Here is a 14,516-nt window from a genome sequence, read left to right as displayed (position 1 = left end):
CTTCAATCTAGCATGTGCGAAATCCCCGGTATGTAAGAAAAGTCCGCAAAGCCTTCTCAGAACATTAGCACTCGTCTGGCGATCGCTAGCTGAGTTTGGTGAGTGAGAAAAACAGATTTACTGAAAATAGCTGGATTTTGGGATTTGCCAGACAGTCTGAGGAGGGAACAAGCCGTTCGGTTTACAGTGCGTTGCATTCGTTAATCAATGGGTACCCGTAAGCAGCCATGGACCCGTCGCGCCAGTGACTAATCCGTTCATCTCGGTGTAAGGGTTATCTAGCCAATCGCTTTCGTTATGTTGAAGTACGGTTTCGCCATATTTGATTTGGCTGTCACCAAATTGTCCGTGGCCAGGGGTTGTCGCTCCGACCTAGCAAAGTGGTCCTCCATAAATCTTCCACGAATATTTCCGTTTTTCTTACTTTCCGTTTTCGCGACGTAAAACAGAGCGTGGTTCCAATCCATCATTGACCTAATGGGAAGGGTTTCGAGCGTTTTTGATTCGGTTGCCATGGAAGTCCGGCTTCTCGGTTAATGGTTCAACTCCGCTTTTTTCCGGCTTCTGGCCCGTCTCGCGCATTTAGTTACTCGTCGCGAAGTTTCGATCAGTCGCGGGCAGCCCGCTCAGCCTCAATCAGGCTCAGCGTTTCATCGATTGTGACAAGAAGGTCCCTGGCCTTGTGAAACGGGCTATCGGCGACGCGGGAACGGGCGGATTTCAGCGCCAGCGCCGCGGCGGTGAGCTCAGCACGAGCCAACAACACCCGGGCCAGGGTCAGCTCGGCGCCGGCCGTCAGCAGCACCTGATTCAGCGGGGCGGCGCCCGCCAGCGCCTGCTCAGCGAGCGACTGCGCAGCCTCGAGCCCGCCTCGCCGCAGGCGTGCCTCAGCGGCGTAGCGGCTGGCCAATACGCTGGTCACCAGCCCGAGAGCCCGCGTTTGGGCGGTCTCGAAGGCCTCCAGCGCGGCATCGGGTTCGCCGAGCTCAACCAGCGCCATGCCGGCGAACACATAATCCCTTCCTGCGTTGTCTTCCCCGGGGTTGTCCGGATCGGTCAGGATTTCAATGGATTGATGAAAGGCCTCCAGGGCCTCGTTAAAGCGGCCCGCGCTGAAGTAGCTTGAGCCCAGATTCGACCAGCCAAAGGCCGCCTTGGGTGACCGAGGCCCAAAAACCTCGTTTAACCGATCCCGATACTGGGTCGCCAGCGCCAGCATTTCTTCCGTCTGACCCAAATGCGAAGACAGCACCGACCGGTTCGCGAGCGCCGCCAGTGTTCGCGGATGGCGATCGCCGTAGATTGCCGTAAACCGATCGAAGGCCTGCTGCAGCTTCTCGCGCGCCGCCTCGAACCGGCCGGTGTCGCTGGCCACCGTACCCAGCAGCAGCGCAAGCACCGCGAGCTCTGGATCATCGGGCTCCATGCTAAGCTCACCAATGCGGTACGCCTCTACCGCGATGGGATAGAGCGTCTCCAGCGCGCCCAGCGACCCGTAATAGCCGCCCAGCTTCCCGAGCGCCCTCGCATAGTCCGCGCTGTCGGTCCCGGCATAGCTTGCGATGATCTCCAGCGCCTGATCATAGGTTTCGACAATCGCGCCGCGATCGTTGGTCTGGCGCATCGCGCGGGCGGTCGCCAGCAGACTCTCAGCGAGCGCCGCGCGGGGCTCGGGTGACAGCCTGAGCCGCGTTGTCAGCGCCAGCCGGTGGAGATCGAGAGATTCGGCTCTGCTGGCCGCCTGGTAGACCTCACCGAGCAGAAAGGCTGTTGACGCAAAGTCTTCGGACTCGCTCTGCCCCAGTTCGCGATATAGCGACAGGGCCTGCTGTAGGTATAGCTCCGCTTCCTCCTGTGAGCCCAGGCCGTGATAGGCGCCGCCGATCGCCTGAAATGTTGCGGCGGAGGTTAGCGGGTCGTCAACGCGATCCACCACCTGAGTTGCGGCGGATGCCAGCAGCGAGTGGGCAGTGACGTCGCGGCCCCGGCTGATGCTCGGGTCTGCCTGGCGAAACACGCTGACCAGGAAGCGGCGAACCTCCGCCTGCTTCTGCGCCTCAGCGATCGCCAGCCCGCGCTGCCGTTCGGCCTCGCGGGTCTGGCCGACGCTATAGGCGAAAGCGGCGCCCAGCGCCAGCAGCGCGGCAAGCGACGCGGCAACCGCGGCGCGGTGCCGGCGAACGAAACGGCTCAAGAGGTACCAGCCAGAAGGTTTCCTCGCCTGCACCGGTTGGTGGGTCAGATAGCGGCGCAGATCATCGCCAAGATCGTCGACATTGCGATAGCGGGCTGTCGGTTCGATGGCGCAGGCCTTGCTGAGAATCGACCCCAGGTCGCCAGCCAGCTGTCGCTGCAGGAAGCCAAGCCCATCGGACCGAGCGTCCGCGATTGCCCGGGCGTTGAGTGAGGCGGCGAGACGGCTTGCTGGTGAAGGCACCGACTGCAGCAGCGTCGTCACGACCTGTTCCATGGATGCGCTTTTCAGGTCCCGGGCCGGAACGCCGCAAACCAGTTCACCCAGCAGCAGCCCCAGCTGAAAACTGTCCGTATGGGTGCCGATCGCGCCATCGCCGACCTGTTCGGGAGCAGCATTTGCGGGCGTCAGCAGCTGGTCGTCCGGGCGGGTAATCGTTGGGCTCGCCGCGGCGTCCGACAGCACCTTGCCGATGCCAAAATCGATCAGCTTGGGCTGACCTTCCGCGTCAACGAGGACGTTCTGCGGCTTGATATCGCGATGAACAATCAGCTGCCGATGCGCCGCGGAGACGGCAGCGATCACGGGCAGAAACAGCTCGATGCGCCTGGCAACGTTGAGCCGCTGCTGATCACAGTAGCCATCGATCGTCTGACCGTCGATGTACTCCATCACCAGGAATGGAATCCCCTCCGGATCTACACCACCGTCCAGCAGTCGGGCGATGTTCGGGTGCTCCAGGCTCGCGAGCAGCTGGCGCTCCCGTTCGAAGCGCACCGCCTGTTCCGGCGACTTGAGCGCGACAAACTTGATCGCCACTCGCTGCTGGTAAGCACCGTCGGACCGCTCGGCGGCGTAGATCTCGCCCATCCCGCCGCGCCCGATCAGCGCACCGATTGTGTAGGGTCCGACCCGGCGTCCAGGCGAACTCATTCGGCTGAGGTGATCCACCAGCGAAGGCGTCTGCTCCGCCAGCGACGCTTTGATCGCGTTGTCGTGCTCAGCGGCGAGCATGCTCTCAACGCGCCGCCGCACCTCGGTTGAGTCGGTCAGCTCATCAAGGGCCGCCTGCTGCTCGGTACCGCTCAGATCACAAAGCTGATCGAACAGTCGTCGGACCCGTGCCCATTGATCCGATTCCATCACGTCTTACGGCGCGTTCCGGCGCCGGCATCGTGCCCCGCATTCGGGTTAGCGGTTTCGCTGGACAGCTCGCTGGCGAGGAAGGCGCGGGCGGCCCGAAAGTCGCGCTTGATTGAAGGCTCGGATCGATTGAGCAGCTCGGCCACATCGGTGACGGACATGCCTGCGAAGTAACGCAGTTCGAGCACTTGCTCCAGCTGGGGATCCAGCTCGCCTAGCTTTTCCAGCGCTGCGTCGATCGCAATGAGCTCCGAGACTTCCTGCCAGCGAAGCTCCCCTCGATCCAGCGCGTCGAGGCTGAGTCGAAACCCGCCATCACGTTTCGCCGCGCTGTGTCTTCGCGCCAGGTCGATGACCACCTGCCGCATGACCTTGGCCATCGTGGCATAGAAGTGTTTGCGGTTTTTCCAGCGGCGCTGTCTCGATCCGAGCTTGAGGTACGCTTCATTAACCAGCGCCGTGGTGTTGAGCGTGGCGCTGCTGCGTTGGGACCGCAGCTGGGCGTGAGCAATGATGCGTAACTCCTGGTAAACCTCCGGCGCAAGATCCGCCCGCCAGTCGCGGTTCAAGCGTCCGGTCAGGGTGCCGCCGGTGCTGGGCTTATCGCTCAAACCGCTGCGTCGCTCCTCGCTGCCTTGCCTCGGATGTTACCTCAAAGAGACGTTAGGGCACCGGGTGATGACCGATGTCGTGTCCGCCGTAACCTCCCGCTAGAATTTGACCCTAAGGCGCCGCCAGCGCCTCGCGCAGGCGCTCGATCCAGCCGGGAATGAAGACGCCTTTCATGGCGCGCGCCGCCGGCAGGCCCGCCACAGACATCAACCTGGCGGCCAGCGACAAATTCGACGACAGCACCGGCACGGGCCAATCTTCTGCCAGGATCCTCAGGGACGGCAGGCCGGTGCCCGTCAGCAGGACCGCGTCCACCCGTTGAAAGTTGAGGGTTGCGAGTACGGCCCTGGCATCGTCGCTGTCGAGCTGATAGATGCTCCGGGTGTCTGCCGTAGCCGTTTCGATCGGCACCAGCTGCTGAACCTCAAAACCCGCCGCGGTCCAGTACTTGGCGGCAGCATCGCGGATTGATGCTGAGTAGGGTGCGGCGATCGCAATGCGTCGGGCATTGAGCTTTTCGAGCGCCCAGCCGATTGCATGGGTTGCGGTGACCACGGGAAAGTGCTGACTGCAGCGATCCACCAATTCCCGCTCCCGCACAGCGCCGAGCAGGTACGAAGATGCGGTACACGCAAAGCCAAATGCATCGAGTGACAGCACGTCAAAGCGGGTGAGATAGTCGGGGAGTTTTTCGAGATATTGGCGCAGCCGATCGGCCGGCTCATCTGCCTGGCTGGTTAGTCGCACGGTGTGCAGGCAACAGTTGCGCGGCAGCAGAATATTCATCTCGGGCTCAACCGTGGGGTTACCCTGGGGCGTACCAACGCCGAGGCGTCCGCCGGTTCCGTAGTCCCCGCTCAATGCGCTTCCTTTTGTAGACCGGTGATCATCGACGCCCGCAGCAGGTATTCTCTGGCCAGCTCCGGTGTGGTCGCGATGTGCTGGAGTTCCTCGAACATCTCGCGCCGCTTCGCCGGGTCACGCTCCTGCATGCGGCGACGGTTGCGGTCCGCCTGCTGGAGGATTTCCCTTTTCGCAGTCGGCAGTCGCCGCTGCGTGTAGCGGTCCAGCTGCGACGGTGGCGCGCCGGCCAACACTCGGTGAAGCTCCTCGGTGAGGGCAAAAGCATCGTGCACCCCTCCGTTCATCCCCATGCCTCCCGAGGGGCTGTTCAGATGCGCCGCGTCACCAGCCAATGCAACACGCCCGCGGACGTAGTCTTCGACAATTCGCATATGAAGCCGGTAGACCCGCTGATCGAGCACTTCGTAGCGTTGTGACCTCGGAACAATTCGCTGCAGCTTTCGCTCGATCGCATCGGGCTGGCTAGCGTCCTCCACCGATTCATCCGGATCTCGATACAGCGAGCACCTCCAGCGATCCGGCAGGTGAAGCAGGCTGAAAGTACCGCCTTCCGTCCACACGTAGTTGACGTTGGACAGCCCCGGCAGATGATCCTGAAACGGGAATTGGGTGGTGGTCAGGATCGTCGTTTCCGGATAGGTCTTCCCGTCAAACTCAAGACCGAGCGCTTTGCGGACCACGCTCCGGGCCCCGTCCGCGCCGACCGCAAATTCGCCGGCCCAGCGCCGGCGGCGATCGCGCTCCTCGACCTCAAACTCCACTCCGGAACTATCCTGCTCGATGGCGGTGACCCGGGCGCCAAAGCGGAGATCCACAAACGGTGAACCGCTGAGTGCCTCCAGCAGCAGGGCACAGAACTTCGACTGCTCGCACTGTAGCCGGTAGGGATGACGGGTTTGATCCGCAATCAGCTTCAGATCGAACTCGGCCTTTTCGTGCGTTTCGTGAATTCGGATCTGCCAGGAGGGACAGGGCCTGCCAGACGCCAGCAGTTGTTCCGTAATGCCGTAGGGATCCAGCATGTCCATCGTTGGCGGATGAAACGTTGAGGCACGCAGATCCTGGGGCAGGTGGTCATCCGCTTCGAAAACCGTGCAGCGGATGCCAAAGCCGTGCAGGCGCAGCGCCGTCACCAGCCCCACCGGACCTGCGCCGACAATCAGAACTGTGCTCGCTCGTTTGCTGTCTGTCATCACTCCCCAGCCAGAGTTTCAGCGCGGCCGCTCTGCGCGTATTACAACAGATGAAGCGCCGCTGATTCGCGTTGTGCAGCTCACTAGAAGCGCCGGCGGATCGTCACCATCAGCTGCCCTTTGCTCACGTTGTCGGTGATCTGGCGCATGTACCCCAGCTCTAGCCGGGTGCCGTCAGTGGCGCTGTAGCCCAAGCCGGCGCCGATCCGGTAGCGATCATAATAGTCGACCCGACGGCCGCCGCCGATGTCCCGCTCGCCGTTGAGGAACAGCTCGTTGGCCAGCGACAGATAGTAAGTCCCCGGGCGGAGCTCAGAGTTATTCAGCGGCAGGCTGGCCGACAGGGAATACCTCAGGCGAGTCCGCAGATCCTGGCCCTGAAACCAGCGTTGTTCGAAACGAAAGCGCTGCCCAATCCGCCAGCGGCCGAGCTGGCGCCCCGGTAATGACCATTGTTGGTAGATCCGGTTTTCCCGCGTCTTGTCACTGCCCGGGCCAAACTCGCCCGTATTGACGGAAGCGATGCCCAACGTAAGGGTCCCAGGAATCCCCGGCGCCGCGTAGGTGAGGCCGGCGCGGAGCAGCACCTGCTGCAGGTCGCCGGCCAGGTCGAAGTTCCGGTGCTGTACGTCCCCCTGCAGACCCCAGCGGCTGTCGTCGAAACCGGTGTTCCAGACCAGCGCATACCAGGCCCCGACCTGGCTCTCGTCCAGCTGCGCCAGCGCCGAGGCGGGATACAGAAATACGCTCGCGACAATCAGGAGAAACCGACGAAGCGATGGTGCTGGAAGTCCCTTCAAGAGCAGCGGCAGCTTCGAAAAAGCTTACTCGGATGCGAGGTAGGTTTCGGTCTGCCGGCAAGCCATCTCCAGCAGCGCTGGGGTGAGCTCCCGGGCCGTCTCCGTTTCGTGCCGCGTGTGTACCCAGCCCAGGTAGGTAAAGCCGCGAGCCGTCAGAAAGAGCGGCAGCTGCTCGAGCTGCTCATCGCTGAGCGAACGATGCGCGCGATAGCCCTCGATCAACGCTTGGCGAGCCGTATCGACGTAGGGCTCGTCGAGGATGAAATACAGCGAGGTTGCCAGCTCGAAAAGGTGCCAACCAAAACCGGCGTCGTCGAAGTCGATCAACCGAACGCCATGGCTGTCAATCATCAGGTTTTCGGGCGCAAAATCGGCGTGAATCATGCTGTAGACATCCGGCGATTGGTCGAGCGATGACAGCGCCGCAAACACCCGCTCCCGGCCAGCGATGAGCAGCTCACGTTGCTCCCTGGAAGCCGCTTCCAGTTCCCAGAACCGGCCCCAGAACGGCTGCTCACCCGTCAGACCCTCAGCATCCCAGGCGTGCCTGACAAAGCCTTCGGGCAGCTGCCAGGTGGAGGCCTGATTATGCACCCGCGCCGCCAGCTCTCCCATCGTGCGATAGCTGCTGGCGACGGTAGAGACGTCGCTGACACCCTCCTCCACGGAACCCAGCTGCTCGCCCTCAACCCACTCAAACAGATCGATCTGAATGTCGCCCGGCAAACCGGCCCCGCCCTGCAGCACAAAAGCCTGCCCCGACCTCGTGGTGATAATCGTCGGAACCCGAATGCCCGCCTCGCTCAGGGCCTGCATCCACTGGAGCTCAGACCGCAGTTCGTCATTGCTGTGATAGCCGAAGCGGTGCAGGCGAAGCGCGTAGCGGCCCGTCGAGGTGTTGACTTCAAACACCGCATTTTCTCGGTATTTGATCAGCCTCAGCTGCGCGTCAACGATGTCCCACTGACCCAGGGCCTCGCGCCCGGCAGCCTCCAGGCGCTGTGACTGCTGCTCAGGCGTCAGCTCAAAAAAATCGGTCACTTAGAAATCTCCCAGCACGTCGTCCAGCGTGCTGATCAACTGATCAGCGTTTGCGGTTGAGAAGGGGAGCGGCGGGCGCATTTTCAGCACGTTTCCGTGCTCGCCGATGCTGCTCATGATGACCCCTCGCCGGCGCATTTCGTTGACAACCCGTGACGTCTCGGCCGGCGCCGGCGTCTTGCGCTCCCGGTCCAGCACGAGATCCACGCCGAAAAACAGGCCTTTGCCGCGCACGTCGCCGACAAGTTCGTGGCGGTCCTTCAGCGCGTTGAACCCTTCCAGCACGTGACGTCCCACAACTTCCGCGTTGGCGACCAAACCCTCGTCTTCGATGACCTCCAGCACCGCCATGGCCGCAGCGCAGGACACCGGGTTGCCGCCGAAGGTGTTGAAGTACATGACGTTGCTGCGGAAGTGGTCGATCAGTTCACCGCGAGCGACCACCGCTGAAACCGGGTGGCCGTTTGCCATCGGCTTGCCCAGCGTCAGGATGTCCGGGACGACCCCCTGCCCTTCGTGTCCCCAGAGCCTACCCGTTCGCCCAAACCCCGACTGGACCTCATCAGCAATAAAGACCCCGCCGGCGTCCCGCACCAAAGCCACCGCTCGCTCAAGGTAACCCTCGGGCATGTTGGGCAGCCCCTCGTTGGCGTAGATCGGGCAAACGAGCATCCCCGCCAGCTTGACCCCGGCCTGCCGGAACCGGTCGATCGCCTGGCCGACTTCAGCGACGTATGCATCAGCCAGGGCTTCTTCCTCGAGGCCGTTGAGCGTCCGATAGCTGTCGGGCCAGGGAACCATTTCGATGGTTCCCGTCGGGTCGTCCGGCGGCCCAAACAGCGAACTCAGGCGCATGACCAGCTCGGTGTTACCGTGATAGGTCGCGTTTGTGCAGATGATGCCCTCGCCGCCGGTCCAGAGTCTTGCCATGCGCAGCGCGATGTCGTTCGCCTCGCTGCCGGTGCAGCCGAGCATCATCCGATCAAGGCTGTCATCGAACGTCGCCAGCAGCTTTTCTGCGTAGTTCAAAATGTTTTCGTGCAGATAGCGGGTGTGCGTATTGAGCTGCGCCGCCTGCCGGCAAATCGCGTCCACAACGCGTGGGTGGCAGTGGCCGACGCAGGGCACGTTGTTATAACAATCCAGGTAGCGGCGCCCGTCGGCATCCGTCACCCAGACGCCTTCACCTTTGACCAGGTGAAGCGGCTCTTCATAGAACAGCGGGTTATTTGGTCCCAGCAGCCGTTCCCGCTTCGCCAGCAGTTGTTCGATGGACATGAATGGTCCTGACGCGATGGCTTTTCCCAAGCCAAACATAGTACCTCGCCGACTGTGGCGGTGCATGGCTGGCCGCTGCTGCGAGCCAGATAAAAGTGTGCCCACGTGCTTCTTCCCAGGCCGTGAACAGTTACAATGGGAAATGACTATCGATGCTGCCGCCGCGGCGCTTTTGATCAGCGCCGTCACCCTGTTATTTGCCTTTTCCGTCAGCCACAAGATTCGCTCCCCGCAGCACTTCGCCGCGGTGCTGGCGGACTACCAGATCATGCCCGACGGCTTGGTGCCCGCAGCGTCGTGGGTGGTCATCAGCGCGGAGCTGGCGGTGGTCGGGTTGGTCCTTCTGGGACAGGCCGCGGCGGCCCTGATGCTGGCCGGCCTGCTGATGGCGGGCTATACCTTTGGGATCGCGCTAAACCTGCTGCGAGGTCGCAGGGATATCGACTGTGGCTGCGCTGGTCCTGCCGCTAGCCAAACCCTGTCGGGCTGGCTGCTGCTGCGCAACGTCCTGCTGCTCACGGTGATCGCCGTGGCCCTGGTGCCCGGCCAGGGTCGAACGCTCGGCTGGTTCGACTGGCTGACCGTGACCCTGGGGCTTGCTGCCGCAGCAGCGCTGTACAGTGCGGCCAACACGCTGATCGCCAGCCACCTACGCCTGACCACCAACACGGAGGCTCGCCTGTGGAAAACGCGTTGATGATCTCGGTGGTGCTGCTTTGGGTGGTTGTTATTGGCCTGATTATGGTGGTGATTGCGCTGGCGCGGCAGATTGGCATCCTCCACGAGCGCATTGCGCCGGCCGGTGCGCTGTCCACCGGCGGCGGGCCTAAGGTGGGTGACGCCGCTCCCTCGCTGGCGGTGAAAGACCTGGCGGGCGAAGTCCATCACCTGGGACCCGCAGAAGTCTCGCTGGCCGACGCCAAAAGTCAGCTGATCTTTTTTCTTGCGCCATCCTGCCCGGTCTGTAAAACGCTTCTTCCGGTCATCCGCTCAAGTGCGCGGGCGGAGCGCGGTTGGCTCGACGTGATGCTGGCCAGCGACGGTGAGCTTGAGAAACAGCAGGCGTTTATCGAGCGCGAAAAGCTCTCCGACTTTCCCTATGTACTCTCGACCGAACTGGGTATGACCTACCAGGTGGATAAGCTGCCTTATGCGGTCCTCATCGACCAGCAGGGCATCCTGCGGGCCAAGGGGCTGGTCAATTCACGCGAGCACCTCGAAAGCCTCTTTGAGGCGAAAAAAACGGGTATCGCCTCCATCCAGGAATACTTTCAGCAGGCCGGTTAGAAACCCGGCCGGGACGCTCGCTCAGGGCGACGCGGAGGGCTGGTCCAGCGATCGGCGCAGCTGCCGATTGGTCTTGCTCAGATCATCAAGGATCTTTTGCCGCCGGGCGGCGGGGTCCGTGTCGGGGGACTGTCGCAGCTCCGCAACCTCGGCTAGCGTGTAAGGCTCAAAATCCTCGGCCAGCTCGTCGGCGCTGTAGGTGCGCAAGATCCAGTTCATCAGCTCAGCGAGCTGCTCGTCGTTGACCGGCGCGGTGGCTGAGCCGGGTACCTGGATCAGGAATCGGCGACCTTCTTCGCTGTGGGTAAAGTACCCGACAAAGCCGCTCATTTTCGGAACCTTGTCTGCCAATCCCTCGGCGGCCGGCAGGTGGCAGCCCTGGCAGTAGAGCATGTAGTTGATCTTGGCCCGATGGTCGTCAGCCTTGGAACCCGCGCCGACCGCCAGCATCGCCGCCGCGATCACCAGGCGTAGCGGGTTACTTGGGCCAGGCATCAGCGTGTTTCTCAACGAGCTGCTGACGGACCTTGGCCGCCTTGTCAGGGCCTGCTGCCCCCCACTGCTCAGCGACTCCGGCAACCTCGTCCGCGGTGAACGCAGCTACTTCGCTACCGTCGTCATCGGCCAGCTCAAACATCACGTAGTTCAGCGCTTGCGCAATCGACTCATGGTCCATCGCGCCCCGCTGCCCGGCCATCACGCCAAAGTAGCTCTGGCCGCCGGCGCTGATCTGCCCCATCAGCCCGTTGAGCACGGTGCCGATCAGGTACTCGCGCCCTCCCTCCAGCACGGCAATCTGTCGGCCGCGCTCCCGGATCGGCGGAAAGGCGCCGGGAATACCGGCGCCCGTCGGCAGATGACAGGCGGCGCAAACGTTGTAGGCGTCCGCTGGACTCTGCTGGGCCCAGCTGCTGCCGGTGGCCGCCAGGGCGGCGACCGACAACGCGAATGCTGCAGTCCGCATCATTGTTCCAGCGCTGTACCGACCACAATAGCCGTCGAGCAGTTGTACGTCAGATGTTTGGTGCCGATACACCAGTTGATGTCATTGGCCGCCTGCGGACGGTAAACCGGCCGGTCTGCCTCGTTGCGGTTGCACAAACACGCGCCGCACGAGGTTTTGCCGCAGCAGTCGTTGTAGGAAATGATGTAGTTCTTGCCGTCAGCCGGGTTCTGGCAGGTGCCCAGCCAAGTCATCGGCGACATTTCGGTGCCAGGCGGACAGGTGTTCATCGAGCCACCGCAGCAGCCGCATAGAAACCCGTCGATCGCACAATAGCGCCAGTAATCGCAGGAGTTGGGGTCACCCGTTTCGCCGGGCTGCTGCTGCGCCCGCGTCACCGGCAGCAGCGGCAGCGCTGACACGCCGGTTAGCGTCATGGCCAGCCGGCCCATAAAGCTACGTCGGCCGGTGCTCTGGGCCACGGTACGGGTTTTGGACTCGGTCATGCGGTCCAGCTGTTTCATCAACCAGTTCATCATCGTGCTCCGTGCACTACAAAAGGAGTTTCCTGACCGAAGCCGGTCACGGTACGCAGGTACTTGCCGCTCTTGGCGTCATAGACATCCAGGCCCATCTCGATATTGGTGACGATCATGAGCGGCGCCTCAGCATCGCGCGTCAGCGCAATCGACAGTCCCGGCGTTTTTAGCGGATGGCGAGCCGTACGCTTACGGGTGGCGGGGTCGTAAAGCCAGACCTCTATACCCGGATCTTTGTGGGAGCCGTCATAGCCGGCCGGGTGAGCCAACACGTAAAGCTGGCCCTCCGCGTCGGACAGGGCGTAGGTCATGCCGCCGGGGCGCCAGCCGTCGTCGTCACCCTGACGCAGCGACCACCGCTCCCCGACCATGGCGGCCGGACCGCTCAGGTCCACCTCCACCATGTCACCCAGAAAGGTCGGAAAGTACGCGGTGCTGCCAACCATGGCGGGCTTTTCGAACAGCGGGTTGTTGTCGATATCGTTGAACGACTCGGTGCGGGCGCTCGAGGCCATGGTGCCGTCCGCATTGAGCTGCACCGAGTACATATCGCCGCCGGCGCAGATCGAGGTGAAGCCTCGTTCACCGGTTGGGAACGCCAGCGAGCAGCCGGGGATCGGGATTTCGCCGAGATACTTGCGCTCCTCCAGGTCCACCACGCTCAGCGAGGTTGCCGGATTGAGGTTAAAGATCAGCACCAAGCGTTCGTTGTCGATCAGCGTGTGGGCATACTGATTGGGCATCCCGCTGTAGCGGTTGTTGTTGGGCAGGATCACCTCGTCAACGGGTTCCAGCGTCCGCTTGTCGTAGATCGTCAGAACATCCGTCCGGGTACCGCGAGAACCCCGGGTGTAATAGGTCTCAGCGACATACATCTCTGGCCGCACCGAAGACTGATTGACCGTCGCGATGAACGAGCTGTTGAACATGCCTTTGACCTGTTCCGGCAGCGTCTCCGCATCAGCGTCGATCACGTACTGACGTCCGTCCAGCATGTGAAAGAAGGTCGCGTCGTGGACAATGATCCAGTGTGGTGGATACTTCTCCGGCAGAGTTAGGACCTTGCCGAGCTGTTCCGGCTGCAGCTCCGCCTGGGCGGCTGTAGCAAAGGTGAGGATCGCTCCTGCTAGCAGTGTGTTTTTCATCTTCAGGCCGCCGCGTTGACAATCTTGATATGGGTGTAGGCTTCAAGCCCCTCTTCCCCAAACTCCACGCCTAGCCCGGAACACTTGATGCCGCCGAACGGCACGTGCGGGGCAATCTCCGCGTGTTTGTTGATGAAGATTGTGCCGGCCTCAAGCTGAGCCGCCACGTTGGCAGCCGCCTCGGCGTCGGTACTCCAGACCGACGCATCGAGGCCAAACTCGAGGCCGTTGGCGCTCGCGATGGCATCGTTGAGGTCGGAATAGCGAATGATGGGCAGCACGGGTCCAAACTGCTCTTCATCGACCAGCCGGGTACCGTCTTTGATGTCAGCGACCAGCGTGATCGGATAGAAATAGCCCTGACCGGTAGGCTCACCGCCGCACAGGATTCGTGCGCCCTGCGCCTTGGCGTCTTCAACCAGGTCCTTCACCTTATTAAACTGCATTTCGTTTTGCAGCGGGCCCAGCACGTTGTTTTCGTCCATGCCGTCACCCATCGGGACGTTGGCGGCAAAGTCCGTGAGAGCCTGACAGGTCTCCTCGTAGATGCTGTCGTGCACGTAAAGGCGTTTGAGAGCACCACAGGTCTGCCCGCTGTTGATAAACGACCCCCAGAAGATACCTTCCGCCATCGCTTTTGGATCGACATCCGGCAGGACAATTCCCGGATCGTTACCGCCGAGCTCCAACGTGATGGCCTTGAGCGTCTCCGAGGCGCTGGCCATCACCTTCTTGCCGGTGGCGATCGAGCCGGTAAACACCACCTTGCCGATATCCGTGTGCTGAGTGATTTCGGCACCGAGTTCATTGCCGCCGGCAACGCAATTGAGCACCCCAGGCGGCACCGCTTCGCTGATCAGCTCAATCATCTTGAGCGTGCTGAGCGGCGTAAATGGAGACGGCTTGATCACCACGGTGTTGCCGGTGCGGATCGCCGGAATCACGTGCCAGATGGCAATCATCAGCGGCCAGTTCCACGGCGTAATCGAGCCGACTACACCGATCGGAACGCGATGCTGCTCGATGCGTCCGCCTTCGTTGTCCTGGAGCACTTTGACCTCAAGGCTTTGCTCCGCCGTGTAGCGCGTCCAGCCGATACAGCCACCCAGCTCAAAGTTGGAACCCATGCCCGCCAGCGGCTTGCCCTGTTCTTTGGTCAGCAGCACCGCCAGCTCACCGGCGTTGGCTTCCAGAATATCGGCCATTTTGTGACACGCGGCCTTGCGGTCGTCGTCACTGCTGAAACGCCAGGACTGAAAGGCCTTGCCGGCCGCCGCCACGGCGTCGTTCAGGTGTGCGCTGCTGGCCTGCGGAGACAGACCGACAAGCTCGCCGTTCGATGGGTTGTTGATCTCGCTCTGGCTGTCAGCAGCAACCTGCTGGCCGTTGATGGTCATGGTGTATTGAGTAGTCAAGACCGCTGTCTCCGTAACTGGTTATTGTTGGCTGCCGCGGCCCGGCCCTCCGGGCAGCGGCG

14 protein-coding genes are annotated in these 14,516 nt (G+C 62.2%); 2 read left to right on the top strand and 12 right to left on the bottom strand.

The annotated features are described in order from the left end of the window. Positions 1-607: 607 nt before the first annotated feature. The 7 genes from AAF358_20835 to AAF358_20805 all read right to left on the bottom strand — a co-directional run bounded on the left by AAF358_20835 (position 608) and on the right by AAF358_20805 (position 9,125). The gene (locus AAF358_20835; protein MEM7708010.1) at positions 608-3,337 is read right to left on the bottom strand and encodes a tetratricopeptide repeat protein; all 2,730 of its coding nucleotides are present in this window, start codon (positions 3,335-3,337) and stop codon (positions 608-610) included. Beyond that, on the bottom strand, positions 3,337-3,948 hold the full coding sequence (locus AAF358_20830; protein MEM7708009.1) for an ECF-type sigma factor: 612 nt from the start codon (positions 3,946-3,948) through the stop codon (positions 3,337-3,339). The genes AAF358_20835 and AAF358_20830 overlap by 1 nt, the downstream gene beginning before the upstream one ends. A gap of 112 nt (positions 3,949-4,060) precedes the next feature. Further along, complete coding sequence (locus tag AAF358_20825) at positions 4,061-4,810, bottom strand: hypothetical protein (protein MEM7708008.1); 750 nt, start codon at positions 4,808-4,810, stop codon at positions 4,061-4,063. Continuing rightward, complete coding sequence (locus tag AAF358_20820; GenBank protein ID MEM7708007.1) at positions 4,807-6,006, bottom strand: NAD(P)/FAD-dependent oxidoreductase; 1,200 nt, start codon at positions 6,004-6,006, stop codon at positions 4,807-4,809. The genes AAF358_20825 and AAF358_20820 overlap by 4 nt, the downstream gene beginning before the upstream one ends. Before the next feature lie 83 nt (positions 6,007-6,089). After that, positions 6,090-6,806: a DUF2490 domain-containing protein gene (locus AAF358_20815; protein ID MEM7708006.1), complete on the bottom strand. Its 717-nt coding sequence runs from the start codon at positions 6,804-6,806 to the stop codon at positions 6,090-6,092. A gap of 24 nt (positions 6,807-6,830) precedes the next feature. Next, positions 6,831-7,847, bottom strand: a complete 1,017-nt coding sequence (locus AAF358_20810; GenBank protein ID MEM7708005.1) for a phosphotransferase — start codon at positions 7,845-7,847, stop codon at positions 6,831-6,833. Continuing rightward, positions 7,848-9,125, bottom strand: coding sequence for an aspartate aminotransferase family protein (locus AAF358_20805; GenBank protein ID MEM7708004.1), 1,278 nt, complete (start codon positions 9,123-9,125; stop codon positions 7,848-7,850). A 142-nt stretch (positions 9,126-9,267) separates the two neighbouring features. Between AAF358_20805 and AAF358_20800 the strand changes: the two genes are divergently transcribed. Then, positions 9,268-9,822, top strand: a complete 555-nt coding sequence (locus AAF358_20800; GenBank protein MEM7708003.1) for a MauE/DoxX family redox-associated membrane protein — start codon at positions 9,268-9,270, stop codon at positions 9,820-9,822. After that, positions 9,807-10,412, top strand: a complete 606-nt coding sequence (gene mauD, locus AAF358_20795; protein ID MEM7708002.1) for a methylamine dehydrogenase accessory protein MauD — start codon at positions 9,807-9,809, stop codon at positions 10,410-10,412. The genes AAF358_20800 and mauD overlap by 16 nt, the downstream gene beginning before the upstream one ends. A 21-nt stretch (positions 10,413-10,433) precedes the next feature. Here the strand turns inward: mauD and AAF358_20790 are convergent, their stop codons facing one another. From AAF358_20790 to AAF358_20770, 5 genes are read right to left on the bottom strand one after another with little or no spacing between them, the layout of a single operon-like run. Beyond that, a complete protein-coding gene (locus AAF358_20790) occupies positions 10,434-10,907 on the bottom strand; it encodes a hypothetical protein (GenBank protein MEM7708001.1) in 474 nt (157 codons plus the stop codon). Beyond that, complete coding sequence (locus AAF358_20785) at positions 10,891-11,376, bottom strand: cytochrome c (protein ID MEM7708000.1); 486 nt, start codon at positions 11,374-11,376, stop codon at positions 10,891-10,893. The genes AAF358_20790 and AAF358_20785 overlap by 17 nt, the downstream gene beginning before the upstream one ends. Then, complete coding sequence (locus tag AAF358_20780; GenBank protein MEM7707999.1) at positions 11,376-11,879, bottom strand: methylamine dehydrogenase light chain; 504 nt, start codon at positions 11,877-11,879, stop codon at positions 11,376-11,378. Before AAF358_20780 ends, AAF358_20785 begins: the two co-directional genes overlap by 1 nt. An 11-nt stretch (positions 11,880-11,890) precedes the next feature. Then, positions 11,891-13,039, bottom strand: a complete 1,149-nt coding sequence (locus AAF358_20775; protein MEM7707998.1) for an amine dehydrogenase large subunit — start codon at positions 13,037-13,039, stop codon at positions 11,891-11,893. A 2-nt stretch (positions 13,040-13,041) separates the two neighbouring features. Beyond that, positions 13,042-14,436 (bottom strand): aldehyde dehydrogenase family protein, encoded by a 1,395-nt coding sequence (locus tag AAF358_20770; GenBank protein MEM7707997.1) that lies wholly within the window; start codon positions 14,434-14,436, stop codon positions 13,042-13,044. Positions 14,437-14,516: the final 80 nt, after the last annotated feature.

The sequence above is a fragment of the Pseudomonadota bacterium genome, from assembly GCA_039033415.1.
GTDB lineage: Bacteria > Pseudomonadota > Gammaproteobacteria > Xanthomonadales > SZUA-38 > JANQOZ01.
The sequence above is the reverse complement of the archived record's forward strand: the minus strand, read 5'-3'. Positions and strand labels throughout refer to the sequence as shown.

Coding starts and splice junctions, on each gene's coding strand:
- AAF358_20835 (MEM7708010.1), bottom strand. CDS start 3,337: ATGGAATCGGATCAATGGGCACGGGTCCGACGACTGTTCGATCAGCTT.
- AAF358_20820 (MEM7708007.1), bottom strand. CDS start 6,006: ATGACAGACAGCAAACGAGCGAGCACAGTTCTGATTGTCGGCGCAGGT.
- AAF358_20805 (MEM7708004.1), bottom strand. CDS start 9,125: ATGTCCATCGAACAACTGCTGGCGAAGCGGGAACGGCTGCTGGGACCA.
- AAF358_20800 (MEM7708003.1), top strand. CDS start 9,268: ATGACTATCGATGCTGCCGCCGCGGCGCTTTTGATCAGCGCCGTCACC.
- AAF358_20790 (MEM7708001.1), bottom strand. CDS start 10,907: ATGCCTGGCCCAAGTAACCCGCTACGCCTGGTGATCGCGGCGGCGATG.
- AAF358_20785 (MEM7708000.1), bottom strand. CDS start 11,376: ATGCGGACTGCAGCATTCGCGTTGTCGGTCGCCGCCCTGGCGGCCACC.
- AAF358_20780 (MEM7707999.1), bottom strand. CDS start 11,879: ATGAAACAGCTGGACCGCATGACCGAGTCCAAAACCCGTACCGTGGCC.
- AAF358_20775 (MEM7707998.1), bottom strand. CDS start 13,039: ATGAAAAACACACTGCTAGCAGGAGCGATCCTCACCTTTGCTACAGCC.
- AAF358_20770 (MEM7707997.1), bottom strand. CDS start 14,436: ATGACCATCAACGGCCAGCAGGTTGCTGCTGACAGCCAGAGCGAGATC.